The 21,623-nt window shown below is 71.5% G+C and carries 25 protein-coding genes; 6 read left to right on the top strand and 19 right to left on the bottom strand.

Annotated elements, in window-relative coordinates; all coding sequences use genetic code 11:
* Positions 1-16: 16 nt before the first annotated feature.
* The 4 genes from ABZU53_RS04290 to ABZU53_RS04275 all read right to left on the bottom strand — a co-directional run bounded on the left by ABZU53_RS04290 (position 17) and on the right by ABZU53_RS04275 (position 4,737).
* Complete coding sequence (locus ABZU53_RS04290; RefSeq protein WP_355063774.1) at positions 17-526, bottom strand: methylated-DNA--[protein]-cysteine S-methyltransferase; 510 nt, start codon at positions 524-526, stop codon at positions 17-19.
* Positions 523-1,995 carry an AlkA N-terminal domain-containing protein gene (locus ABZU53_RS04285; RefSeq protein ID WP_355063772.1) on the bottom strand — a complete coding sequence of 491 codons (1,473 nt, stop codon included), beginning with the start codon at positions 1,993-1,995 and terminating at the stop codon, positions 523-525. Before ABZU53_RS04285 ends, ABZU53_RS04290 begins: the two co-directional genes overlap by 4 nt.
* 100 nt (positions 1,996-2,095) lie before the next feature.
* Positions 2,096-3,496, bottom strand: coding sequence for an FAD-dependent oxidoreductase (locus tag ABZU53_RS04280; protein ID WP_355063770.1), 1,401 nt, complete (start codon positions 3,494-3,496; stop codon positions 2,096-2,098).
* 731 nt (positions 3,497-4,227) lie between these two features.
* The gene (locus tag ABZU53_RS04275; RefSeq protein WP_355063768.1) at positions 4,228-4,737 is read right to left on the bottom strand and encodes a SigE family RNA polymerase sigma factor; all 510 of its coding nucleotides are present in this window, start codon (positions 4,735-4,737) and stop codon (positions 4,228-4,230) included.
* Between the two features lie 140 nt (positions 4,738-4,877).
* On the opposite strand from ABZU53_RS04275, the gene ABZU53_RS04270 reads away from it, so the two are divergent.
* Together ABZU53_RS04270 and ABZU53_RS04265 are read left to right on the top strand one after the other, a co-directional pair.
* Complete coding sequence (locus ABZU53_RS04270; RefSeq protein ID WP_355063766.1) at positions 4,878-5,384, top strand: hypothetical protein; 507 nt, start codon at positions 4,878-4,880, stop codon at positions 5,382-5,384.
* Positions 5,385-5,444: 60 nt separating this feature from the next.
* A complete protein-coding gene (locus tag ABZU53_RS04265) occupies positions 5,445-6,179 on the top strand; it encodes a peptidase E (RefSeq protein ID WP_355063763.1) in 735 nt (244 codons plus the stop codon).
* A gap of 7 nt (positions 6,180-6,186) precedes the next feature.
* Here ABZU53_RS04265 and ABZU53_RS04260 read toward each other — a convergent pair whose 3' ends face one another.
* The 6 genes from ABZU53_RS04260 to ABZU53_RS04235 are packed head-to-tail and all read right to left on the bottom strand — an operon-like array spanning position 6,187 to position 8,916.
* Complete coding sequence (locus tag ABZU53_RS04260) at positions 6,187-6,534, bottom strand: hypothetical protein (RefSeq protein WP_234583867.1); 348 nt, start codon at positions 6,532-6,534, stop codon at positions 6,187-6,189.
* A 29-nt stretch (positions 6,535-6,563) separates the two neighbouring features.
* Positions 6,564-7,118 (bottom strand): nucleotidyltransferase domain-containing protein, encoded by a 555-nt coding sequence (locus ABZU53_RS04255; protein WP_354857090.1) that lies wholly within the window; start codon positions 7,116-7,118, stop codon positions 6,564-6,566.
* Positions 7,115-7,684, bottom strand: a complete 570-nt coding sequence (locus ABZU53_RS04250) for an exonuclease (RefSeq protein WP_354857087.1) — start codon at positions 7,682-7,684, stop codon at positions 7,115-7,117. Before ABZU53_RS04250 ends, ABZU53_RS04255 begins: the two co-directional genes overlap by 4 nt.
* The gene (locus ABZU53_RS04245; protein ID WP_354857085.1) at positions 7,681-8,172 is read right to left on the bottom strand and encodes a hypothetical protein; all 492 of its coding nucleotides are present in this window, start codon (positions 8,170-8,172) and stop codon (positions 7,681-7,683) included. The genes ABZU53_RS04250 and ABZU53_RS04245 overlap by 4 nt, the downstream gene beginning before the upstream one ends.
* Positions 8,173-8,180: 8 nt before the next feature.
* Positions 8,181-8,498: a hypothetical protein gene (locus tag ABZU53_RS04240; RefSeq protein WP_354857083.1), complete on the bottom strand. Its 318-nt coding sequence runs from the start codon at positions 8,496-8,498 to the stop codon at positions 8,181-8,183.
* Positions 8,499-8,502: 4 nt separating this feature from the next.
* Positions 8,503-8,916, bottom strand: coding sequence for a YbaB/EbfC family nucleoid-associated protein (locus ABZU53_RS04235; protein ID WP_354857081.1), 414 nt, complete (start codon positions 8,914-8,916; stop codon positions 8,503-8,505).
* Positions 8,917-9,077: 161 nt separating this feature from the next.
* On the opposite strand from ABZU53_RS04235, the gene ychF reads away from it, so the two are divergent.
* Both ychF and ABZU53_RS04225 read left to right on the top strand, forming a co-directional pair.
* A complete protein-coding gene (ychF, locus tag ABZU53_RS04230; RefSeq protein ID WP_354857078.1) occupies positions 9,078-10,163 on the top strand; it encodes a redox-regulated ATPase YchF in 1,086 nt (361 codons plus the stop codon).
* Positions 10,164-10,278: 115 nt separating this feature from the next.
* Positions 10,279-11,115 (top strand): class I SAM-dependent methyltransferase, encoded by an 837-nt coding sequence (locus tag ABZU53_RS04225; RefSeq protein WP_355063800.1) that lies wholly within the window; start codon positions 10,279-10,281, stop codon positions 11,113-11,115.
* On the opposite strand, the gene ABZU53_RS04220 is transcribed toward ABZU53_RS04225, so the two are convergent.
* On the bottom strand, positions 11,103-11,501 hold the full coding sequence (locus ABZU53_RS04220; protein WP_355063760.1) for a hypothetical protein: 399 nt from the start codon (positions 11,499-11,501) through the stop codon (positions 11,103-11,105). The two genes, ABZU53_RS04225 and ABZU53_RS04220, sit on opposite strands and share 13 nt — an antisense overlap.
* 101 nt (positions 11,502-11,602) lie before the next feature.
* Here ABZU53_RS04220 and ABZU53_RS04215 point away from each other — a divergent pair, with 101 nt between their 5' ends.
* Positions 11,603-12,166, top strand: a complete 564-nt coding sequence (locus tag ABZU53_RS04215; RefSeq protein ID WP_355063758.1) for a hypothetical protein — start codon at positions 11,603-11,605, stop codon at positions 12,164-12,166.
* An 89-nt stretch (positions 12,167-12,255) separates the two neighbouring features.
* On the opposite strand, the gene ABZU53_RS04210 is transcribed toward ABZU53_RS04215, so the two are convergent.
* The 4 genes from ABZU53_RS04210 to ABZU53_RS04195 all read right to left on the bottom strand — a co-directional run bounded on the left by ABZU53_RS04210 (position 12,256) and on the right by ABZU53_RS04195 (position 15,379).
* Positions 12,256-13,524 carry an MFS transporter gene (locus tag ABZU53_RS04210; protein ID WP_355063757.1) on the bottom strand — a complete coding sequence of 423 codons (1,269 nt, stop codon included), beginning with the start codon at positions 13,522-13,524 and terminating at the stop codon, positions 12,256-12,258.
* A gap of 183 nt (positions 13,525-13,707) precedes the next feature.
* The gene (locus tag ABZU53_RS04205) at positions 13,708-14,442 is read right to left on the bottom strand and encodes a class I SAM-dependent methyltransferase (RefSeq protein ID WP_355063755.1); all 735 of its coding nucleotides are present in this window, start codon (positions 14,440-14,442) and stop codon (positions 13,708-13,710) included.
* Positions 14,443-14,663: 221 nt separating this feature from the next.
* Entirely contained in the window at positions 14,664-15,026 is a 363-nt protein-coding gene (locus ABZU53_RS04200) for a PH domain-containing protein (protein WP_203147864.1), read from the bottom strand.
* Between the two features lie 44 nt (positions 15,027-15,070).
* On the bottom strand, positions 15,071-15,379 hold the full coding sequence (locus tag ABZU53_RS04195) for a 4a-hydroxytetrahydrobiopterin dehydratase (protein ID WP_355063752.1): 309 nt from the start codon (positions 15,377-15,379) through the stop codon (positions 15,071-15,073).
* A 183-nt stretch (positions 15,380-15,562) separates the two neighbouring features.
* Between ABZU53_RS04195 and ABZU53_RS04190 the strand changes: the two genes are divergently transcribed.
* A complete protein-coding gene (locus ABZU53_RS04190; RefSeq protein WP_355063750.1) occupies positions 15,563-16,003 on the top strand; it encodes a (deoxy)nucleoside triphosphate pyrophosphohydrolase in 441 nt (146 codons plus the stop codon).
* Positions 16,004-16,145: 142 nt separating this feature from the next.
* Here the strand turns inward: ABZU53_RS04190 and ABZU53_RS04185 are convergent, their stop codons facing one another.
* The 4 genes from ABZU53_RS04185 to ABZU53_RS04170 form a co-directional block, all read right to left on the bottom strand.
* Positions 16,146-17,213, bottom strand: a complete 1,068-nt coding sequence (locus tag ABZU53_RS04185) for a succinate dehydrogenase/fumarate reductase iron-sulfur subunit (protein ID WP_354857062.1) — start codon at positions 17,211-17,213, stop codon at positions 16,146-16,148.
* On the bottom strand, positions 17,210-19,138 hold the full coding sequence (locus tag ABZU53_RS04180) for a fumarate reductase/succinate dehydrogenase flavoprotein subunit (protein ID WP_355063748.1): 1,929 nt from the start codon (positions 19,136-19,138) through the stop codon (positions 17,210-17,212). The genes ABZU53_RS04185 and ABZU53_RS04180 overlap by 4 nt, the downstream gene beginning before the upstream one ends.
* 12 nt (positions 19,139-19,150) lie before the next feature.
* Positions 19,151-19,957, bottom strand: coding sequence for a hypothetical protein (locus ABZU53_RS04175; protein ID WP_354857056.1), 807 nt, complete (start codon positions 19,955-19,957; stop codon positions 19,151-19,153).
* 246 nt (positions 19,958-20,203) lie between these two features.
* A complete protein-coding gene (locus tag ABZU53_RS04170) occupies positions 20,204-21,610 on the bottom strand; it encodes a metallopeptidase TldD-related protein (protein ID WP_354857054.1) in 1,407 nt (468 codons plus the stop codon).
* Positions 21,611-21,623: the final 13 nt, after the last annotated feature.

Below are 21,623 nucleotides of genomic sequence, written 5' to 3'. Positions count from 1 at the left end.
GGTGTCGATGCTGCTGTCAGCTTGCCGTCAACCGCCGCTCATGACCGAGAAGCCACTTCTTCACGTCCAGCCCCCAGCGGTAGCCGCCGAGCGTGCCGTCGGTGCGCAGCACCCGGTGGCAGGGTACGAAGAGCGCCGCCGCGTTGCGGGCACAGGCCGCCGCCGCGGCGCGCACCGCCGGTGGCCGGCCGGCCAGCGCCGCGTACCCGGTGTAGGTGACCGGGGTGCCCGGCGGAACCTCCCGCAGCACCTGCCAGGCGTGCGCCATGAACTCGCCGCCGGTGTGCTGCCGTACCGGCACCGAGTCGATGGCCGCGAGGTCGCCGTCCAGGTAGGACCGGACGGCCACGGTCGCCGGCCCGAGGTCGGCGCGTTGCCGTAGCGGCGCCCGCAGGGTCGGGTGGATCAGGGGCAGCAGCGCCGCCGGGTCGGGGGTGAAACCGGCCGCCAGGACCTCGCCGTCGCTGCCGGCGAGGATGCTCAGCGGCCCGGTCGGGGTGCTCAGCACGGTGCTGTCGATGCTCATGCCGCTCTCCAGAGTCTGATCGTGGCGTAGGACCGCCAGGGGCGCCACCGTTCGGCGTGCGCCGTGAGGGTCGTGTCGGGCAGGCCGAGCGCTGCTGCGCCGCGGCGGATCGCGAGGTCGGTGTCGAGGAGGACGTCCGGGTCGCCGAGGGCGCGCAGGGCGAGGTAACTGGCGGTCCACGGGCCGATGCCGGGCAGCGCGAGCAGCCGCCGTACGGTCTCCTCCCGGTCCCCACCCGGCGCCAGGTCCACGGTCCCGTCCGCCACGGCGAGGGCGAGCCCACGAATGGTCTCCCGCCGCCGAAGAGGCATCCCAAAGGCGGCATCCGGAAGGGCCAGAACCTCCTCAGGGCTGAGAAACCCCCGCAGGTCAGTCCGTTGATCATGAAGTTGTTGTCGCGACACGCCGTCGTCGGAGGCAACAACTTCATGATCAGCGCGGGCGGTCAGGAGGCGGGTGAGGGTTGTTCGCGCGGACGTCACCGAGACCTGCTGGCCGATGATCGCGCGGACGGCCATCTCGAAGCCGTCGACCGCGCGGGGGACGCGGATGCCGGGCTCGGCGGCCACCACCGGGGCCAGCGCCGGGTCCGCCGCGAGCGTGGCGTCGACCGCGACCGGGTCCGCGTCCAGATCGAGCAGGCGTCGGCAGCGGGCCACCGCCGGCGCGAGGTCGCGCAGGTCGGCCAGGCGCAGCGTCGCCGCCACGTGCCCGTCCGCCGGGGTCAGCGCCACCTGGCCGGCGCCGTGCGGCAATCGCAACCCCCGGTGGTACGTCCCGTCGCGCACCTCCTCCACCCCGGGCAGCGCGCGCAGCGCGAGGAAGTCCAGCAGCGCTCGGGCGTGCAGCGGCGGACGGTACGCCAGCCGGAGCGTGATGGTTCCCGCCCCGACCGCCGCCAGGTGCCGACCACGGGCCGTCCGCAGCTCGGACGGTGCGCTCGCGTACACCTCGCGGACCGTGTCGTTGAACTGCCGCACGCTGCCGAACCCGGCGGCGAACGCGATCTCGGCCATGCCGAGGCCGGTCGTCTCGATCAGGATCCGGGCGGTCTGCGCCCGCTGGGCCCGGGCCAGCGCGAGCGGCCCGGCACCCATCTCGGCGCGCAACATCCGGTGCAGGTGCCGTTCGGTGTAGCCGAGGCGGGCGGCCAGCCCCGGCACGCCGTCCCGGTCGACCACCCCGTCGGCGATCAGTCGCATCGCCCGGCCGACCACGTCGGCGCGGACGTCCCACTGTGGCGAGCCGGGTGCGGCATCCGGCCGGCAGCGGCGGCAGGCGCGCAACCCGGCGCCCTGCGCGGCCGCGGCCGACGGAAAGAACCGGACGTTCTGCCGCTTGGGGGTGGTCGCCGGGCAGGACGGCCGGCAGTAGATCCCGGTCGACGTCACGCCGGTGTAGAACCAGCCGTCGAACCGCTGGTCCCGGCTGTCCACCGCGCGGTAGCACCGTTCGAAGTCCATCTCCACGTCACCTATGGTGCCCCGCTGGTCGGGCCCTCGGCTGGCGGGAATCGGACCTGGGCGTGTGCGCGGCGGGCCGGCCGCGCACTGCCGGCCCGGGCACCGCTCAGCGGCGGCGACGGTGCGGCTGGCCGGACCGCTGCCCGGACCGGGCGGGTTGGCCGGACCGGTTCGACTGCCCCGACCGCGTGGACTGCCCGGCCAGCAGGGGCGAGCGGAACACGCCGTCCGGGTCGTACCGCTTCCACAGCCGGCGCACCCGGGCGCCGGTCTCGCCCGGGTAGATCCGGGCGAACGCGGCCGGGCCTGGTCGGCTCTCGAAGTTGACGTACTCGCCGTCGGCTCGCGCGCCGACGGCCCGCCAGGCGGTGTCCAACGCCGCGCCGCCCAGCGGTGGGAACGTCGAGGCGATGACCAGGGTGTTCTGGTGCCGGTGCGGGTAGGCCGTCGCGGCGGCGGCGACATCGTTGACCGCCCCGCCGACCGAGCGCAGTTGGATCACCGCCCGGCCCGGACCGGTGGTCGCCCGCGTGACCGCTCGCGCGACGCCCGGGTCCAGCTCGGCGAACAGGCCGTTGGTGGTCGTACCCCGTTGCTGCCCGACGTTCGGATGCAGGTGCGCGGTCGGCACCAGCGTCGGGTAGGGCAGCAGGTCGCTGCGGTGTTCGAGCACCTTCCCGATGGCCAGCAGCGGCTCCACGACGGGCCGGACGCGGCGCAGGCTCTCCGCGGCCACCACTGCGGTGACGGACATGAGCGTCGAGCGGCCCTCGGCGAACAGCACGGCGGCGGCGGACAGCTCCCGGGGGGCCTGCGCCAGAAAGCTCGCCCACTCGCGGACGGTACGGCCGTCCGGGTGCGCCTCGACGACCAGCTGCGCCACGCCGACGTTGCGCTGCTCGGCGGCCTCGATCTCGAACGCCACCACGACACCGGCCCCTGCGCCGGCACCCCGGACCAGCCAGAACAGCTCCGCTTCGTGCGCCGCGTCGGCGCGTACCAGCGTCCCGTCCGCGAGCACGACCTCCACCGCGCGGATGCGATCGATGGTGAGGCCGTGGGCGCGTACCAGCCAGCCGACGCCGCCGCCGGTGGCCAGCCCACCGACGCCGACACCGCCGTAGTCGCCCGAGCTGACCACCAGGCCGTACGGGGCAAGCGCCGTCGCGACGTTCGCCCAGCGGGCGCCGGCCTCGACCCGGACCAGTCCGGCCCGTTCGTCGAGCACCCGCACCCGGTTGAGCAGGGACAGGTCGATCACGACGCCGCCGTTGTTGGAGGAGGCTCCGGACAGGCCGTGCCCGCCGCTGCGCACGGCGATCGGCAGTCGCTGCTCCCGCGCGTACCGGATCGCGTCGATCACCTGCGCGGTGGTCTTCGGCAGCAGCACGGCGGCCGGCGAGGCAGTCGTCGTGTACGTCGAGCGAAGCTGCGCGTACCGGCGGTCGCCGGGCGTGACGATCTGCCCCCGCAGGGAGTCGGGCACCCGGGCCATGGCGGTGGTCATCGCTGGCCCTGGGCCGCTCGGCCGTCGTGCTCGGTCATGGCCCAAGAGTGGGGCGGTGGCGACGGCGTTGGCAAACCCCGGGTCGGCCACCAACCATTGGTAGGTGGTCAATGAGCGCGGGGCGGTGACACGCGTTCGGTCGTAGTGACCGGAATCTCCGCCGACGTGGGCGTCCGGGCCGGTCCGACCGAGGCGTGGAGATCACCTCGGTCGGACCGGGCCCGATCACCTCGCGGGTCTGGGCCCCGTGCTCGGCCCGGACGGGCTCGGCTCGATCGTCGGGGAGCCCGGTCGCCCCGGAACGCCCGGCGCACCACCCGTGGTCGGCCCCGGCTCGTCCGGCCTACCCGGTACACCCGGGGGGCCGGGCTCGTCCGGCCTGCCCGGCACGCCGGGGTCTCCCGGCTCGTCGGAGGTGGCCGGCGACGGCACCGGAGCCGGTAGGCCGGGCCGACTCGGCACGCCGGGCGGCGCCCCGGACGGGTCGGGTACGGCCGCCGGGCCCGCTGGGCTCGGCACGGCTGGCGGAGGCCCGTCCGAGCCGCTCGCGGCCAGGGCGATCGGAGCCGCGATCAGGATCGCCGCGAGAGTCCCCACCGCCCCCATCGTCACCGTGGCGCGGCGTCTGTTGCGGAACCGCCGTTCCGCTCGGTTCAACTGGTCATGCACGATCGGTGCCTCCTCGGCCAGGTCGGTGAGGGTGGATCGGATGAGGCTCTCGAAGGGATCGGTCATCGCCCTACCTCCAGCAGCTCGATCTCCGGCAGCAGGTCGCGCAGACGCTGGACCGCCCGGTGCGTACGACTGCGGACGGTGCCCACCGAGCAGCCGAGCAGCTCGGCCACCCGGCCTTCGGGCAGGTCCTCGTAGTAGCGCAGGACCACCACCGTCCGCTGTGCCGGTGGCAGCTGGCGCAGCGCGGCACGCATCGCCAGCCGTACGTCGGAGCCGCCGCTCGGGTCGGCGCCGACCGGCTCGTCGGCCGGGTTGAGCGGCGTCTCCCGCCGTCGGCGAAGTCGCCGCCACCAGCTGATCTGCTCGCGGTACATCACGACGCGGAGATATCCCTCGGGATCGGCGTGCCGGATGGTCTCCCACTTCGGGATGGTCCGCGCCAACGCCGACTGGAACAGGTCCTCGGCGGCGTTGCGGTCCCCGGTCAGCAGGTACGCGACCCGCATCAGCGCCGGTGTCCGGCTGCCGACGAACTCGGCCAGCCGAGCGCGTTCGTCCTCGTCCACCCACCACCCCCGTTTCGTTGTCACCCGTACAGACGCCCCAGGTCATCGTCGCTATCCGCGATCCGGTGTGTTTTTCCGGCCCGGAAGTGTCGGTCGTGACGGGTACCGTCCGGCCACCAACTGAAGAAGGGATGCGGGACATGACGAGCGTGGCGGGTTGGGCGGCGGCGTCGACACCGGGCGCGTTCCCGCCGCTGCCCCGCGCGGTGGCACAGTCCTTCTACCGCCGGATGCGGGCCGTCGCGCCGGCCGCCGTCGGCGCCATCGAACGGGACCGGACGGCCGACCCCGAGCAGGTCTTCGCCGACACCGCCTGTGGCCGGTTGGTCGGCTCACTCGACGACGCGGGCCTGCGCGCACTCGGGATGTGGACCCACCACTGGTGCATGCGCTTCTACGACGACGACACCCGCGTCGGTCGGCGGTTGGTGCGCGAGATCGCCGCGCGGGCCGAGTTGGGCTGGACGGCCGACGAGGTGCGCTGGATGCTGCGCGAGTCGTTCTCGGCCGGCCCGGCCGCCGCCGACCGGTTCACCCTGCCCCGTGCCGCCGCGGCGCAACTGCCCCCGGCCGACCGGCCGCCCGCGGACCACTGGCCCGAGGTCGAGGTGCCCCGCCAGCGCAGCGGCCGGCACGTGGGCGCGTGACCGGCCGCTTCGTGGCTGCGGCAGGATGGACGCCGCACCGCCCCGACGGAAGGACGCCCGATGCCCGCCAGCGAGCCGACCATCATCGCCACCAGCATGGGCTTCTCCCGGGGCGACCGAGGGCCGTACGACATGCGCCCCAGCCCGGTCTTCGAGCTGGCCGCCGAGCTGGCCGAGGCTGGTCCGCAGCCGCGGATCTGCTACCTCGGGCAGGCCGTCGGTGACCAGCCCACCTCGTTCGCCGCCGTCTACGGCGGGTTCGCCGAGACCCGGTTCCGCCTGTCGCACCTCGCGCTGTTCCCGATGCCGAACGTCGACGACGTCCGCGCCCACCTGCTCGCCCAGGACGTGATCTGGGTCGGCGGCGGCAGCGTCGCCAACCTCGTCGCGGTCTGGCGGGTGCACCGGCTCGACGAGATCCTGCACGAGTGCTGGCAGGCCGGCGTGGTGCTGGCCGGCGTCTCGGCCGGCTCGATCTGCTGGCACGTGGGCGGCGCCACCGACAGCTTCGGGCCCCGCCTGCGCGGGTTCACCGAGGCGTTGGGCTGGCTGCCGTACGGCAACGGCGTGCACTACGACAGCGAGGCCCAGCGCCGACCGCTGATGCACGAGCTGGTCGGCGACGGCACGTTGCCGACCAGCCACTGCACTGACGACGGCGTCGGCCTGGTCTACCGGGGGACCGGGCTGGTCGAGGCGGTCGCCGATCGCGAGGGCGTCTCGGCGTACGAGGTGAGCCGCAACGCGGACGGCAGTGTGCGGGAGGCGGTCATCGCGCCCCGCCTGCTTGGTTGAGCGCCGGTCAGACCCGATCCTCGAAAGCGGCGCACACGGTCGCCCGCACCTGCGGCCCCTCGATCGATCGCAGCAGCTCCCGGGCGAGGGCGATCTGGTGCGACTCGTCGACTGACCGGTCCATCGGGGTCAGCTCCACCCGCCACCGGAAGTAGAGGTAGTCGTCCTCGTCGGTGGCGGCGAGCCGCGGGTCGGCGTCCTCGTTGGGGTTGATCTCCAGCAGGTTGCCCCGGACGTCCACCGAGTCGCGGCGGTAGGGCACCGCGTCGGGCAGCCGGGTTCGGATCAGGTCGAGCAGCTCCGCCGCCGTCAGCGGGCCGTCGACCATGATGAGGAACTGCAACGTCGTCTGCACGTCTGCCACCTTGCCAGATGCGGAACCGCTCAATCGAGCGGGAGGAACGGGCCGTTGTCGAACTTGCCGCCCCGGCGCAGCACGGAGAACTGCACCTTGTGCGGCACGTGCGTGTCCATGAGCTCACGGCGCAGGTGGGTGAAGTCGGTGCCCAGATCGAAGCTGGCGAGCTGACCGTTCTCGTTGATCCGGCGCAGCATCGTCTTGCGCAGCCGGGTCCCGTCCGGCGCCCGGGACAGGGAGCGTTCGGCCAGGTCGAAGAAGGTCTTGTCGTCGACGATGAGCGCCACGTCGATGTCGGAGTCCGGGCGGGCGGTGCCCTTCACCCGGCTGCCGTGGGCGACCAGGTCCCCGTCGGGCAGCCCGGCCTGCCGTTGGGTCTGCCGGGCGCCCCGGGCGAACCGGGTCCACTGGCGTTCGGTGAAGCCCTGCGGGATCTGCCGGGCGGCCCGGGTGGTCGCCGCCTCGGCAGTCTCGCCCGCCACGTCGTCGGCCCGTCGCATCATGCTCCGGGCGGCCTGCGCGACGATGCCCCGAGCGGCCGTCGTGGCGCCGTCCGGCAGGTCCCGTCGACGGCCGGTCATTCCAGCCCGCCCGACTGGCGGCGGCGCAGCACAGCGTCGAAGACCTGCGCCAGTTCGGCGGCGTCCTCGCCGGCGTGGTGGGTGTGCGGTACGTCGTGCAGACCCAGCTCGTGCTTGATCTTGCCCTTGCGGGTCTGGACCCACTCGCTGCCGGTCAGCCCCATCCAGTAGCTGCGGAGGTCGACGCCGGAACCGGTGGCGCCGAACGGGCTGTGGCCGACGAAACGCACGAAGTACCAGTGCACGAACATGCCGTCCCAGACAGCGGGAGCGGCGAGGAAGACCGGGCGGCCGATCCGGCGCAGTCCGTTGACCCAGGCCGCCGCCGCTGCCATCGCCTCCGGCGCGGTGGGCGCCTCGCGGAGCAGACGGTCCCGGTCCAGACCCGACACGGCCAGCGCGGCCGGCACGAACTCGTCGGAGATGGGACGCAGTTCGGTGTAGAACGTCAGATCCGGGCGACCGGCCACGGCCATGCCCAACGAGATCATGCTGTTCGGCCCGGGGATCGGCCCGTCCGCCTCCACGTCGACGCCGACGTACAGCTCGGGCAGCGGAGAGGTCATCCCAGCACCACCCCGATGGCCTGGTCGATCAGCATGTTCAGGACGATGTCGGTGAGCTTCTTGAAGACGGGGATCTCCAGCAGCGAGGCGCCGAACGTCGGAGCGGCCGTCGCGATCGCCTGGATGATCTGCACCAGCAGGATGATCAGCTGGACGATCACGTTGATCTTCAGGGCGAGGACGATCAGCGCGCACACGAAGAGCGTCGCCGCCACCATCTGTGCGCCGGTGCCGCCGTCCCGCAGCACCGACATCGCCGAACCGTCGGCTTCCCAGCGCTCCTGGAACGCGGTCAACGCATCGCCCTGGTTGCCGGTCAGCACCCGCTGCGCGGCCGCCGTACCCTCCGCCGCCGCGTTGTGCAGCGAGTCGGCCATCTCCATCCACATCTGGCCCAGCTCGAACATCTTCGTCTCGTCCGACTTGGGCCAGGTGTAACCCAGCTCGTTCAACAGGCCGGCGAGCTCGCCGGGCAGCATGATCCCCATCGGCCCGCCTACCAGCTCATCGTCGTGAACTGGGCGTCGTTGTCCTGCTCGACCGAGTCGTACTGGTCGGCCATCAGGCCCAACCCGGCACCGAAGCCGCGCAGCCCGTCGACGACCGACCCGAGGCACTCCGCCGCGATCTCCTCGGCCACCTGGTACGACATGCCGATCAGGCCGCCCACGTCGTCGTCGCCGAAGATGTCGCCCATCGAGGCCGTCCGCGCGAGCAGCACCTCCCACTGCGCGGCGAGCTGCTCGGCCACCGTCGTCAGGTGGCCGCCGCCCTGCCGCAGCGCGGGCGGGTGCACCTGTAGGTCCTCGCGCATGACATCACCTCGCTGCCTGCTGGATGCGCCGCACCGCGTCGGTGAGCGCATCGGTCATCGCCGCCATGCTGCGCACCGACTCGTTCTGCAACTCGTCGAGCTGCTGGCCCAGCGCCACCGGGTCGACCGCGGGCGCGTCCGCGGCCTCGCCGGCCGCAAGGCGCAGGTCGTCCAGCGCGGCGTTGACCGCCATGGTGATCTGCTCGCCGAGCATCTCGGCGCCCATCCGGAGCGCGCGCGGGTCCACCGTCACCGACTCGACATGCTGGCCGACCGCCACGACCTCGACCTGACCGCCCGCCGCAGACCCGGTGCCCCGTGCCGGCTCGACCTCCAGATCGTCGGGGACCTGCCCGGTCGAACGCATCGACGCCAGTGCCTGTCGGGTTTGCTGGAACAGTCGGTCGAATTCCGTCACCTGGTCCACAACGCCCCCTCACGTCGCACGCGACATCGAGAGGGTAGCAACGGGACGCCACCTGCCGTACCCGCCGATGCGCGACCCGGGGCAGCGTCCGGCCCGGTGGAATCGGAGCCGCCTGGACCGGCGCGTCCGGCACCGGCGTAAGCTGGCCCGTCGTGAGTCTCACCATCGGCATCGTCGGCCTGCCCAACGTCGGCAAGAGCACGCTTTTCAACGCGTTGACCAAGAACGACGTGCTGGCGGCGAACTACCCGTTCGCCACCATCGAGCCCAACGTCGGCGTGGTCGGGCTGCCCGACGAGCGGCTGGGCAAGCTGGCGGAGATCTTCTCCTCGCAGAAGGTGCTGCCGGCCCCGGTGTCGTTCGTCGACATCGCCGGCCTGGTCCGTGGCGCGTCCAAGGGGCAGGGCCGGGGCAACGCCTTCCTGGCCAACATCCGCGACGCCTCGGCGATCTGCCAGGTCGTCCGCGCGTTCTCCGACCCGAACGTGGTGCACGTCGACGGCAAGATCTCCCCGGCCGACGACATCGAGACGATCAACACCGAGCTGATCCTCGCCGACCTGCAGACCCTGGACAAGGCGCTGCCCCGGTTGGAGAAGGAGGCCAAGCTCCGCAAGGACCGGTCCGCCGCGGTCGCCGCCGCGAAGGCCGCGATCGAGGTGCTCGACGGCGGCACCACCCTCTACTCCGGGGCCGGCGCAGCCAAGATCGAGCTGGAGCACCTGCGCGAGCTGCACCTGCTCACCACCAAGCCCTTCCTGTACGTCTTCAACGTCGACGAGGCCGAGCTGGCCAACGAGACGTTCCTCGACGAACTGCGTGCCCTGGTCGCCCCCGCCGAGGCCGTCTTCATGGACGCCAAGATCGAATCCGAGCTGGTGGACCTGCCCGAGGAGGAGGCCCGCGAGCTGCTGGAGTCGATCGGGCAGAACGAGCCCGGCCTCAACCAGCTCGTCCGCGTCGGCTTCCGTACGCTCGGGCTCCAGACGTACCTCACGGCCGGCCCCAAGGAAGCGCGCGCCTGGACCGTCCCGGTCGGCGCCACCGCGCCGGAGGCCGCGGGTGTCATCCACTCGGACTTCCAGCGCGGCTTCATCAAGGCCGAGGTGGTCTCCTACCACGACCTGGTCGAGTACGGATCGATGGCCGCGGCCAAGGCGGCGGGCAAGGTCCGCATCGAGGGCAAGGAGTACGTCATGCAGGACGGCGACGTGGTGGAGTTCCGCTTCAACGTCTGAATCCAGCTCTCCCTTCCGCGGACGCGGTCGACGGCGGCCCTGATCGACTCGGATTCCTGGAAAGCGGGGTATCCGGACGGCTGGAACACCCCGACATCCAGAAATCCGAGGGATGATGCGGGTCCGGCACGGACAGGCAGAGGGACGGTGCCTTGTGGGGGAACGGACGTTGCTCAGTTCGTCGTTCGGCTCGGCCGCGTCCGCGTACGCCGAGCATCGCCCGGATTACGCGCAGGCCGCGGTGCGGTGGGCGCTTGAGTTCGCGCCCGGCCCGCGAGTGCTCGACCTTGGTGCCGGCACCGGCAAGCTGACCCACACGTTGGTCGCCGTTGGCGCGGACGTCGTCGCGGTCGAACCCGACCCGGCGATGCTCACCGAGCTGCGCCGTGCCAGGCCAACCGTTCGTGCCCTGCCGGGTAGCGCCGAGGCGATCCCGTTGCCGGACGCGTCCGTCGACGCCGTGCTGGCCGGCAACGCCCTGCACTGGTTCGACATGGCCGTCGCGGGGCCGGAAATCGCCCGGGTCCTCGCACCCGGAGGCGTCCTGGCGGGCCTGTGGAACATCATGGACGACCGGATCGACTGGGTCGCCGAGCTCGAACGTGTCAGCGGGAGTGCGGCGATCGGCCCGCGTGACACGCGCGCCAGTTGGCGCGCGGCGACCGCTGCCATGGTCGTTCCGAGCACCGGCCTGGCCTCCCGTTTCGGTTCGTCGGAGCAGGCCGAGTTTCCGCACGGTCAGCGCCGAACCGCCGACTCCCTCACCGCGACACTCGCGACCCGGGCCGGGATGCTGGTCATGCCGGAACCGGACCGGGAGACCACGCTCGGCCGAATCCGCGACTTCCTCGCCAGTAGGCCCGAAACCGCCGAGGGTGAGTTCAACCTGCCGATGCTGACCGGCGTGCTGCGCGCCCGTCGGCGCCGACGGTCAGCAGGTCACGTGCGGTAGTAGTCGGCTCTCCAGCGCGACTGCTCGGCTACCGAGAAGCCGTCGAAGTCACCGGCGGCCTCGCACTCCAGCAGGTACTGAAGTGCGTCTGCGGCGTCCGGGGAGCCGTCGGCCTCCAGGTGGGCCTTGGTGGCGGCCAGTCCGGCGCCACACAGCAGTTGGACGTCGATGGAGCAGTGGGCGTCGAAGCTCGCTTCCTTGGCCTGCCAGATCACGAGCACGTCGCTCAGCTGGCCGGCATTGAACAGTTGCAGGCAGCACAGCTTCATGAGTTCCGTGTCCTGGTCCTGCTGGTCAGCTTCCGTCAGGAGGATCTCGCGGATCTGCGGCAGGTCCGCGGAGGACGGCCGCAGGCCGTAGCGGCGAAGGCTTTCGTCTTCGTTCACAGGCTCTCCGATACTGGGCTCACACGATTATGGAACGATCGCCGATGGTGGCCGCCGACCGAGGGCCGACGGGTCCCCGCTGCTGAATACACTCGTCGACCGTGACGCCCCGGGATGTGCGTAGATACGGCTGCGGCTACCTGATGCTGTGGTTCGCGATCGTTGGTGCTGGCATCGCCGTCGGCGACGACCTCATGGTCTGGCTGGTCGACGCACTGTCCGGGACATGGCTGCCGCTGCTCGTCGTGCTGAGCTGGCTGCCCTTCGGGTTGATCATGCTGTTCCTCCTTGCGGACTCGGCACGGATCGACGCGCCGGCGATGCGGCAGCCCTGGCTCACCCTGACAGCGGTGTGTGGCCTCGCGCTGGCCCTCCAGGTCCCGACCCTTCTTCGCAAGGAGCGGCGTTCCTCGGAGGCCTATCGGCTGGCCACCCATACCCCCGTCGGTGAAGCGCTGATCGCCGGTCTGATCGGTGCGCTCGGCGCCGCCATGGTCTGGACATTTGTGTTCCAGAGTGGGAGCTGGCTGCGCGGCAGGATTCGCGGCGAGCGGGTGCCGTTCTGGGACAGGGCCTGGGGAATGCGGCCCCGAAGCAGACGTGTCTTCGCGGTGGGCGCCGCGGCTTCGGTGCTGATGGGCCTCGGGGTCGCGCTCGTCGTGTGAGTGCGGGGTCGGCGAGCTGGACCGGGACGGCACGGTGGATCAGACAACGCGTGCGCGCGAGTGGTGACCGGCGCCGGACGACGTCCAGTTCAGCGGCGGGCACCGATCTCGGCGACGGCTGAACCGCCCGGGGTTCCCGCGCTCCGCCGCAGCGTCGCGAAGCCCGCGGCGACCAGGCCGAGGACCAGGATCGCCACGGCGCAGAGCAGCAGCGTCGGGCGCGCGCCGAAAACCCCCACCAGGGGCCCGCCCAGCATGGTGCCGAGCGGCACCGCGAGCACAAGGACGGCGCCGTTCGCGGCGAGCACCGCGGGGAGTTGCTCGGTGGACGCGCTGCGCTGGAACAACGCCATCGACGTGGACATGTACGGCGCCCAGATCAGGCCTGCCAGGGCGAACGCCGGCAGGGACAGGCCGATAGGGGCGCCCAGGCCGAGGGGCAGCATGGCGACGCCGAACCCGATGACGATGCCGATCGTGGTGGCACGCAGCGGCCAGTGGCGAAGGTGCCCGGCCACCACACCGCCGACGAGGCCGCCGACGCCAAAGGCGGTGTAGTACGCGCCGAGCAGCGTCGCGGACGCGTGCAGGTCGTCGGTGACGTGCAGCGGCATGGCGACGTACACCGGGCCGAAGAGGAAGAAGAACGCGACGCTCAGCATCAGCAGGCCGAGCAGCGCGGGCTGACGGCGGATGACCGCGAAGCCCGCGGTACGAGAGGCGCCGCGCTCGTACCGATGAATCATGTCGGTGGCGGGAAGGGCGAGGCGATAGGTGAGCGCCAGCACGGCGAACGTCGCGGCGTCGACGGCGATGACCCACACCGGGCCCGCCCAGCCGATCAGGATGCCCGCCAGCGGCGGGCCGACGATTGTGGCGAACCCGGAGATGGTGGTGAGCACCGCGTTGGCCGGCAGGTGGTGGCGCTGCGGCAGCAGTTCGGCGATCAGGGTGAACCGCCCGGCGGAGCCCCACGAGTGCAGCAGCGCGGAAGCGGCGAGCAGGACGACGTACAGCCCGATGGTGAGCATGCCGGCGAGGTGGGCGATCGGGATCGCCGCGAGCGCCGCGGCTCGCAGGATCGCGTCCCAGCCGGCGAGCTGAGCGCCGCTGCGCCCGCGCAGCAACCGACCGAAGATGACCGTCCCGGCCGCGCTGGGCAGGGTGTACGCGGCCACCGCGACCGCGATCCACAGGCCGCGCTGGCCCTGCGGCGCGAGCTGGATGGCGAGCCAGGTCACCGCGACCACCGCCATGCCGTCGCCGAGGGCGGACACGGCCAGCCCGGGCAGCACGCGCCGCAGCAGGGGATGACTGACCACCGGCCAGTAGGGCGAGGTACGCGGGAATCGAGGCATGGAGACAGTCGACCCGCCGTAGGCCGGATCGGCCAGCAACGACTGCCGACAGCAGAATCAGCCCGGAGCGAACGGCCGGCCCTCGTCCGTGGCTGACGGTGATCGACTCGGGCTCCGGGACGTTGGGGTGGCAGGCGTACCTGCACACCCCGGAATTCCGGAACCCGAGTCGATCAACTGCCGCTACTCCGCCCGGTAGACGGAGATGTGTGCCGGGCTGTCGGCGGCGAACGGCCGCCGGTGCCAGTCGGCGTACCGCTCGGTGAGCCGGAGCCCCGCCTGCCGCGCCATCTCGTCGATCTGGTGCGGCCAGGCGTAGCGCATGGCGAACGGTTTCAGGTGCACACCGTCACCGTCGAAGGTGATGGTCTGCCGGATGAACCGCTGCGCGGGCCGGTCGTACCGGTGCAGTCGGATCGTCGCGGAGTCCTCGGTCACCTCGCGGACCTGCACCTGCTCGTCGGCGTCGAAGCTGCGCGGGTCGGGTACGAACGTCTCGATGACGAACGCTCCGCCCGGCGACAGCACCCGGGCGACGTTGCGGAAGCAGTCCGCCTGCCGCTCGGCGTCCACCAGGTTGAACAGGGTGTTGAAGACCAGGTAGGCCAGGCGGAACGGGCCCTGCACATCCACGTCGGCCATGTCGCCGACGACCGCGGGGATCTGGTCGCCGCCGGGCTTGGCCCGCATCTGGGCCAGCATCTCCTCGGACGCCTCGATGCCGTGCACGCTGAGACCACGCTCGGCCAGGGGCAGCGCGACGCGGCCGGTGCCGATCGCCAGTTCGAGGACCGGGCCGCCATCGGCCAGATCGGCCAGGAAATCCACGGCGGGGGCCGGGTCGGGGTTGGTGCCGCCGTCGTCGTATCCGGCGGACCACAGCCGGCCGAAGAGGCCGGGATCGTCGAAGACCGACATCAGCGGCCTCCGGGGTTGGGATCAGTGGCGCCCAGCAGCGCCAGGGAAACGGTCCTGCTCACGAAGTCTCGATTCCTCGGATCGGATGAGGTCGGGTCGGAGGGACTTCGTCGAGTGGGGCATGTCGGCTGCTCCTTTCGCGCGGCTGTGGACCGAGGACACCAGAGACGCCGCAGGCCCGGCAAGGCAATTACGCCAGCCGGGCCCGCGACGGGACGCGGTCAGGAGATGTGGTGCAGGATCACGTTGTGTACGTGGTGGCTCTTCTGCGCGCCACGGAACTCCACCTCGTAGGTGTGCGTGCCGACGTGGATGGCGATGGCGCCGGTGGAGAAGAACGAACCACCCCACGACTTGTTGCTGACCACGCTCACGCTGGTGATCTTCGAGTACGGGATACTGGTGATCGCGAACCGCTTCCCGACGAACGAGCGGTCCTGGATGATCACGCGGCGGTCGGTCAGCCCGATGAACCCGGTGCCGGTGCCGACAGCGTCGTAGACGGCGATGATCTGCTCGCCGTCGAGGAGGCCACTCTCAATCTGCTGGACCTGCTCCTTGCGGTCGTACGCGATGTTCGCCATGCGACCCAGGTTAGGCAACCGGTGCCAGTGGGTCGGGTGGGTCGTCAGGCCTCGGTGACCGCGCGGTACGCGTCCTCGATGCGGGCGGCCAGCAGGACCTCGCCCTCGGTCAGCGGCTCGTCGTTGCCGTGCCCGACCCGGATCTGGGTGCTGTCGGACCGGCGGCTGATCTCGGGACGCAGGTGCAGAGCGTCGGCGACGACCTTGACCCGTTCAGTTAGCGCCGCGTGTTGGGTATCGTCGATCACGAGCGTCCGCCGGATCTGTTCACCCTCCCGCGTCCAACCGCTTAGCAAGGTCAACGCGTCGGACAGGTAGTCGTGCTTGGCTCGGCTGTTGAACAGCACGCGCATCACCGCACCCCCCAAGCGCCGTTGCCGGCTTGTGGCCAAATCGTCGCCATCCCGTGTCTTGTCGGTGCCTTCTAGTCTGTCGTCGCTCGGTAAGGGTGTCCACGCCCACACTTCCGTGTTCTGTTGGCCTAGCGGACGGCGTCGGTACCCAAACCGCCGATTGATCTGGCACCCTGGACGCCCGTGCAGACCGAACGGGCTAATGGCGGCGGGCAGGCCGAACGACGGGACCTGAAGGTGATCGTGGGGGCGGCGATCATCCGGGACGGACGGGTGCTCGCGTGTGCGCGCTCCGCCCCGCCCGAGGTGGCCGGCATGTGGGAGTTCCCCGGCGGGAAGGTCGAGCCGGGGGAGGGGGAGACCGAGGCGCTGATCCGGGAGTGCGCCGAGGAGTTGGCCGTACGCGTGGAGATCGGTGACCGGGTCGGCCGCAACGTCCGGATGGCCCACGGCCGCTCGGTGCTCAAGGTGTACGCGGCCCGCCTCCTGCACGGCGACGAGCCGCTGGCGTTGGAGCACCAGGCGCTGCGCTGGCTCGCCGCCGACGAGCTGGACTCGGTCACCTGGCTCCCCGCCGACGCACCGATCGTCGCCGCCCTGCGACCCCGCCTCCTCGCTGGTTGATCATGAAGTTACTGCCGCGACACGCCGGTCGGCAGGGCAATAACTTCATGATCAACGGGGTGGGCCGGCGGGGTGGGTTAGGGGTGGGGGGATGTGACGGGGGCCCCGGCTATTGCCGGGGCCCCCGTTCGGGTGGTCGTGCTCAGTGCTTGTCGTCCTGGTCGGGGTGCGCGAAGTTGAGGTGCTCCGGAGGCATCGGGAAGGTCACGTCGTCGCCGAACGGCGACGGCGCGGCGGCCCGGTCGAAGGTGAGCTCGGTCAGCGGCAGCCGGCCCCGGTCGTCGACCGCAGGCGCGGTGGGGTGCGGCACCTCCCGGTGCCAGTTGACGCCGCTCTGCGCCTGCGCCTCAGCCTGCGGGTCGTGCGAGCCACCCGCGTGCGAGTGCCCCCCGCCCCGGCTCGTTCCCGGCAGGCTCGCCGAGCCCGGACGGGCGGTGGTCACGCTGGTCTGGGGCGTCTCGCCCCGACGGAAGATCTTGCTACCAAGCCACACAAGGGGATCGTACCTGCGGTCGACGACGCGTTCCTTCATGGGGATGATCCCGTTGTCGGTGATCTTGATGTGCTCGGGGCAGACCTCGGTGCAGCACTTGGTGATGTTGCAGAAACCGAGGCCCTGTTCGGCCTGCGCGTACTCCCTGCGGTCGGTCCGGGCGTCCAGCGGGTGCATGTCCAGCTCGGCCGCCCGGATGAAGTACCGCGGGCCGGAGAACGCCTGCTTGTTCTCCTCGTGGTCGCGGATCACGTGGCAGACGTTCTGGCACAGGAAGCACTCGATGCACTTGCGGAACTCCTGCGAGCGCTCGACGTCGACCTGCTGCATCCGGTAGTCGCCCGGGGCGACGTCCGCCGGAGGGGCGAACGCCGGGGTCTCCCGCGCCTTCTCGTAGTTGAACGAGACGTCGGTGACCAGGTCCCGGATGACGGGGAAGGTCCGCAGCGGCGTGACGGTGACGGTCTCCTCGTCGCCGAAGGTCGACATCCGGGTCATGCAGCCCAGTCGCGGCTTGCCGTTGATCTCCATCGAGCAGGAGCCGCACTTGCCGGCCTTGCAGTTCCACCGGCAGGCCAGGTCGGGCGCGTCGGTGGCCTGCAGGCGGTGGATGACGTCGAGGACGACCTCGCCCTCGTTCACCTCGACCATGTAATCCTGCAGGTCGCCGCCGGTCTCGTCGCCCCGCCAGATCCGGAACTGACGCTTCGCGCTCATCGGTTGTCCGCCTCTCCAGCGTCGGCGACGGAAGCGTCGAAGTCGGCGAGCTCCTCGTCGGTGAGGTACTTGGCCAGCTCGGCCCGGTCGAAGAGGCTGATCAGCTCCGGCCGCATCTTCGGCAGCGGCTTACGGGTCAGCCGTACGCTGTCGCCGTCCAGCGAGCAGACCAGGTTGACCTGCCGCCACTTCGGCTCCATCGCCGGATAGTCCTCCCGGGTGTGCCCGCCGCGCGACTCCTGCCGCTCCAGCGCCGCCTTCGCGGTGCACTCCGAGACCACCAGCATGTTGCGCAGGTCCAGGGCCAGGTGCCAGCCCGGGTTGTAGCGCCGGCCGCCGGCGGCGCTCACCTTGGCGACCCGCTCGCGCAGCTCGGCCAGCCGCACCAGGGCGTCGGCCAGCTCGCCTTCGCGCCGGATGATTCCGACGAGATCCCCCATGACCGCCTGGAGGTCCTGCTGGAGGGTGTACGGGCTCTCGCCGGTGTCCCGTTGCAGCGGCGCCAGGGCGGTCTCCACCGCCGCCTCGACCGCGTCCACGGCCACCTTCGGCCGGGCGGCCAGCCCGTCGGCGTAGCTGGCCGCGTGCCCGCCCGCCCGCTTGCCGAAGACCAGCAGGTCGGACAGGGAGTTGCCGCCCAGCCGGTTGGAGCCGTGCATACCGCCGGAGACCTCACCGGCGGCGAACAGCCCGCGTACGTGGCCGAAGGCGGCGCCCGAGTCCGGGTCCACCTCCACGCCACCCATCACGTAGTGGCAGGTCGGCCCGACCTCCATCGGCTCGGCCGTGATGTCGACGTCGGCCAGCTCCTTGAACTGGTGGTACATCGAGGGCAGCCGGCGGCGGATCTCGTCGGCCGAGCGCCGGCTCGCGATGTCCAGGAAGACACCGCCGGCGGGGGAGCCCCGACCGGCCTTGACCTCACTGTTGATCGCGCGGGCCACCTCGTCGCGGGGCAGCAGCTCCGGCGGGCGCCGGTTGTTGTCCGGGTCGGTGTACCAGCGGTCCGCCTCCTCCTCGGTCTCCGCGTACTGCTTGCGGAAGACGTCGGGGACGTAGTCGAACATGAACCGCTTGCCCTCGGAGTTCTTCAGCACGCCGCCGTCGCCGCGGACCGACTCGGTGACCAGGATGCCCTTCACCGAGGGCGGCCAGACCATGCCGGTCGGGTGGAACTGGAGGAACTCCATGTTGATCAGCGTCGCCCCGGCGCGCAGCGCCAGGGCGTGCCCGTCCCCGGTGTACTCCCAGGAGTTCGACGTGACCTTGTAGGAGCGCCCGACACCGCCGGTGGCCAGCACCACGGCCGGCGCCTCGAAGAGGATGAACTCGCCGGACTCGCGGTAGTAGCCGAAGGCGCCCGCGACCCGGTCGCCGTCGAGCAGCAGCTCGGTGATGGTCGTCTCGGAGAACACCCTGATCCGGGCGTCGTACGAGCCGAACTCGCGCTTGTCCTCCTGCTGGAGCGAGACGATCTTCTGCTGGAGGGTGCGGATCAGCTCCAGGCCCGTCCGGTCGCCCACGTGCGCCAGTCGGGGGTACTCGTGTCCGCCGAAGTTACGCTGGGAGATCTTGCCGTCCTTGGTGCGGTCGAAGAGCGCGCCGTACGTCTCCAGCTCCCAGATCCGCTGCGGCGACTCCTTCGCGTGCAGCTCGGCCATCCGGAAGTTGTTGAGGAACTTGCCGCCGCGCATGGTGTCGCGGAAGTGCACCTGCCAGCTGTCCCGGCTGTTCACGTTGCCCATCGCGGCGGCGGCGCCGCCCTCGGCCATCACCGTGTGCGCCTTGCCGAACAGCGACTTGGAGATGATCGCGGTCTTCTTGCCGGCGAGCCGGGCCTCGATGGCGGCGCGCAGGCCGGCGCCGCCGGCCCCGATGACGACGACGTCGTAGTGGTGTCGTTCGATGCGAGTGGTAGTGGTCATGTCAGGGGCCCTTTAGTTGATGAACCGCAGGTCGTTGAACCAGCCGGCCGCGAGCGCCATGACGTAGAAGTCGGTAAGCGCGAGGGTGCCGAGGGTGATCCAGGCGAGCTGCATGTGCCGGACGTTCAACGCCGAGACGAAGGTCCAGGCCCGGTAGCGCACCGGGTGCTTGGAGAAGTGCTTGAGCCGCCCGCCGATGATGTGCCGGCAGGAGTGGCAGGAGATGGTGTACGCCCAGAGCATCACCACGTTGAGCAGCAGGACGAGGTTGCCCAGGCCGAAGCCGAAACCCTTCGGCGAGTGGAAGGCGAGGATCGCGTCCCACGTGTTGATCAGCGAGATGATCGCGGCGGCGTAGAAGAAGTAGCGGTGCAGGTTCTGGCCGAGCAGCGGGAAACGGGTCTCACCGGCGTACTCCTTGTGGCCGTCCGGGACCGCGCAGGCCGGCGGCGACAGCCAGAACGACCGGTAGTACGCCTTGCGGTAGTAGTAGCAGGTGAGCCGGAACAGCAGCAGGAACGGCAGGGTCAGCGCGGCGTCCGGGATGATCCACCAGCCGGGCAGGAACCGGCCGAAGTGTGAGGCCTCCTCGACGCACCGGTCCGTCACGCACGGGGAGTAGAACGGGGTCAGGTAGTGGAACTGGTCCACCCAGTACCACTTGTGCATGAAGACCCGGACCGTCGCGTACGCGACCCAGGCGCTGAGCCCGATCACGGTGATCAGCGGGGCGAACCACCAGCGGTCGGTACGCAACGTCTTCGCCGCGATGGCGGCGCGCGCCCGCGCTCCCCGCGGCCTCGTTGCCGTTGAAGTCATTCGAGTCGTCTCCTCGACGGGCCCGTACGGGCGGGCTGGTCTCTCTCCGGTCGGCACGCGGACCGGCGAACCCGCACCCGCTGCCACGTCATGCGCACACCAACGACCACGCCGGATCGACCGACGCAGCTAAGTGACACACGTTACGCCGATCTCTGCGAGCCGTCCGCGCAAGGGAGTGTCCCGTGTGTCTGGCCTGCGGAAAAGCCCTCAGCGCGCGGGTTTGCGGCGCGTCGTCGAGAAACGTCAGCCGGAGGCGCCGCCGGTGAAGTGCCAGGACGCGAGCCGCACCGACGGCGCCGCCCACCAGGCACCGTCCACCCGGTCCGGTTGACGCACCGCCCGCGAGCCCAGCCCGAGCACCGCGCCCGGCCCGAGCGCCCGAGGGTACGACTCGGTGAACCGCAGGTCGCGGACCGCCCGGACGACCGTGCCGTCCTCGATCAGCCAGACCCCGTTGCGGGTCAACCCGGTGACGACGAGGCTCTTCGGGTCGAGCACCCGCGTGTACCACAGATCGGAGACCAGCAGCCCGCGCCGCACCCCGGCGACCAGCGCCGCGGTGTCCGTGTCCACCACCGCGCCGGCCGCCGTGCCCGTGGTGCTCCGGCCCACCGCGCTGGCCGGGCCCACCGCCGCGGGAGAGAGCCGCAGGTTGCGGGCCATCGGGCCCCAGGTGGCGCCGCCCGCGATCGCGTGCCCGGTGGACTCCGCGCCCGCCTCGGCGGCCGTCCGCCGGTCGTGCGCGACCGCCCGCGTGGTGCCCGCCTCGACCAGGGTCACCGCCCGCCGGCCGGTGCCCTCGGCGTCGAACGGCAGACCCGACGCGCCCAGCGGGTCATCCACCAGGGTCACCTGTCGGTCGAACTGGGCCGCGCCCGGCTCGGCGAAGGACTGCCGCTCCGCGTACCGCTTGCCGTTGAAGCCGAACCAGGAGAGGTTCTGCAGCAGGTCCGCCACGGCGGCCGGCTCGAACACCACCTCGTAGCGCCCCGGCGGCAGCTCGACCGGGTCGGCCGCCGCCTGCGCCTTCGCGGCGGCGTGCGCGCCCAGCTCCGCACCGTCGAGGTCGGACAGCCGGTCGACGCAGCGTCGGGCCACCCCGTCCGCGCCGTCGCGCCGGGCGATGCCGTCCATCGCCGCCTCCGCCGAGCGACCGTACGCGGTGTGCCCGGCCGAGTTGGCGAACGCCGACGAGCGGTGCGCGGTGCGGCAGTATCCCGCCGTGATGAGGCTCCCGGCGGCGGCCACGAACGCGCCGACCCGGTCGGCCCGCTGGTCCGGCTCGGCGTGGGCGGTGGCCTCGTCGACGGGCGGGGCGTCCGGTGTGGGCGTCGGCGGGGCCAGCCCCGGCCAACCCGGGTCGGGCGGGCAGAGCCGCGCCGCCGCCAGGGTGCGCTCGACCAGCGCGCCCAACCCGTCGGTGGTGACCACGCTGCCGCTGCCAGCGGCGGTCCGTCCGTCGACGTGCACCCGCAGCCGGACGCCGACGGTGGACTCGGCGACGTTCTGATGGATGGCCGAGTTGGCGAACCGGGTCAGCGCCAGGTCCGCCCGGGTCACCACCGCCTCGGCCTGCGCGGCCGGCCCGCCGAGACGCCGAACCAGCTCGATGACCTGCCCGGCCAGCTCCAACTCCGTCGAACCACTCACGGCAGCTCCTTCA

Origin of the sequence: Micromonospora sp. NPDC005194 (assembly GCF_040608335.1) — a bacterium.
Taxonomy (GTDB): domain Bacteria; phylum Actinomycetota; class Actinomycetes; order Mycobacteriales; family Micromonosporaceae; genus Micromonospora.
The sequence above is the reverse complement of the archived record's forward strand: the minus strand, read 5'-3'. Positions and strand labels throughout refer to the sequence as shown.

Coding starts and splice junctions, on each gene's coding strand:
- ABZU53_RS04210 (WP_355063757.1), bottom strand. CDS start 13,524: ATGCCTCGATTCCCGCGTACCTCGCCCTACTGGCCGGTGGTCAGTCAT.
- ABZU53_RS04175 (WP_354857056.1), bottom strand. CDS start 19,957: ATGACTTCAACGGCAACGAGGCCGCGGGGAGCGCGGGCGCGCGCCGCC.
- ABZU53_RS04200 (WP_203147864.1), bottom strand. CDS start 15,026: ATGGCGAACATCGCGTACGACCGCAAGGAGCAGGTCCAGCAGATTGAG.
- ABZU53_RS04245 (WP_354857085.1), bottom strand. CDS start 8,172: ATGGGGATCATGCTGCCCGGCGAGCTCGCCGGCCTGTTGAACGAGCTG.
- ABZU53_RS04180 (WP_355063748.1), bottom strand. CDS start 19,138: ATGACCACTACCACTCGCATCGAACGACACCACTACGACGTCGTCGTC.
- ABZU53_RS04290 (WP_355063774.1), bottom strand. CDS start 526: ATGAGCATCGACAGCACCGTGCTGAGCACCCCGACCGGGCCGCTGAGC.
- ABZU53_RS04280 (WP_355063770.1), bottom strand. CDS start 3,496: ATGACCACCGCCATGGCCCGGGTGCCCGACTCCCTGCGGGGGCAGATC.
- ABZU53_RS04205 (WP_355063755.1), bottom strand. CDS start 14,442: ATGTCGGTCTTCGACGATCCCGGCCTCTTCGGCCGGCTGTGGTCCGCC.
- ABZU53_RS04240 (WP_354857083.1), bottom strand. CDS start 8,498: ATGCGCGAGGACCTACAGGTGCACCCGCCCGCGCTGCGGCAGGGCGGC.
- ABZU53_RS04225 (WP_355063800.1), top strand. CDS start 10,279: ATGCGGGTCCGGCACGGACAGGCAGAGGGACGGTGCCTTGTGGGGGAA.
- ABZU53_RS04250 (WP_354857087.1), bottom strand. CDS start 7,684: ATGACCTCTCCGCTGCCCGAGCTGTACGTCGGCGTCGACGTGGAGGCG.
- ABZU53_RS04270 (WP_355063766.1), top strand. CDS start 4,878: ATGACGAGCGTGGCGGGTTGGGCGGCGGCGTCGACACCGGGCGCGTTC.
- ABZU53_RS04195 (WP_355063752.1), bottom strand. CDS start 15,379: ATGCGCGTGCTGTTCAACAGCCGAGCCAAGCACGACTACCTGTCCGAC.
- ABZU53_RS04265 (WP_355063763.1), top strand. CDS start 5,445: ATGCCCGCCAGCGAGCCGACCATCATCGCCACCAGCATGGGCTTCTCC.
- ABZU53_RS04185 (WP_354857062.1), bottom strand. CDS start 17,213: ATGAGCGCGAAGCGTCAGTTCCGGATCTGGCGGGGCGACGAGACCGGC.
- ABZU53_RS04255 (WP_354857090.1), bottom strand. CDS start 7,118: ATGACCGGCCGTCGACGGGACCTGCCGGACGGCGCCACGACGGCCGCT.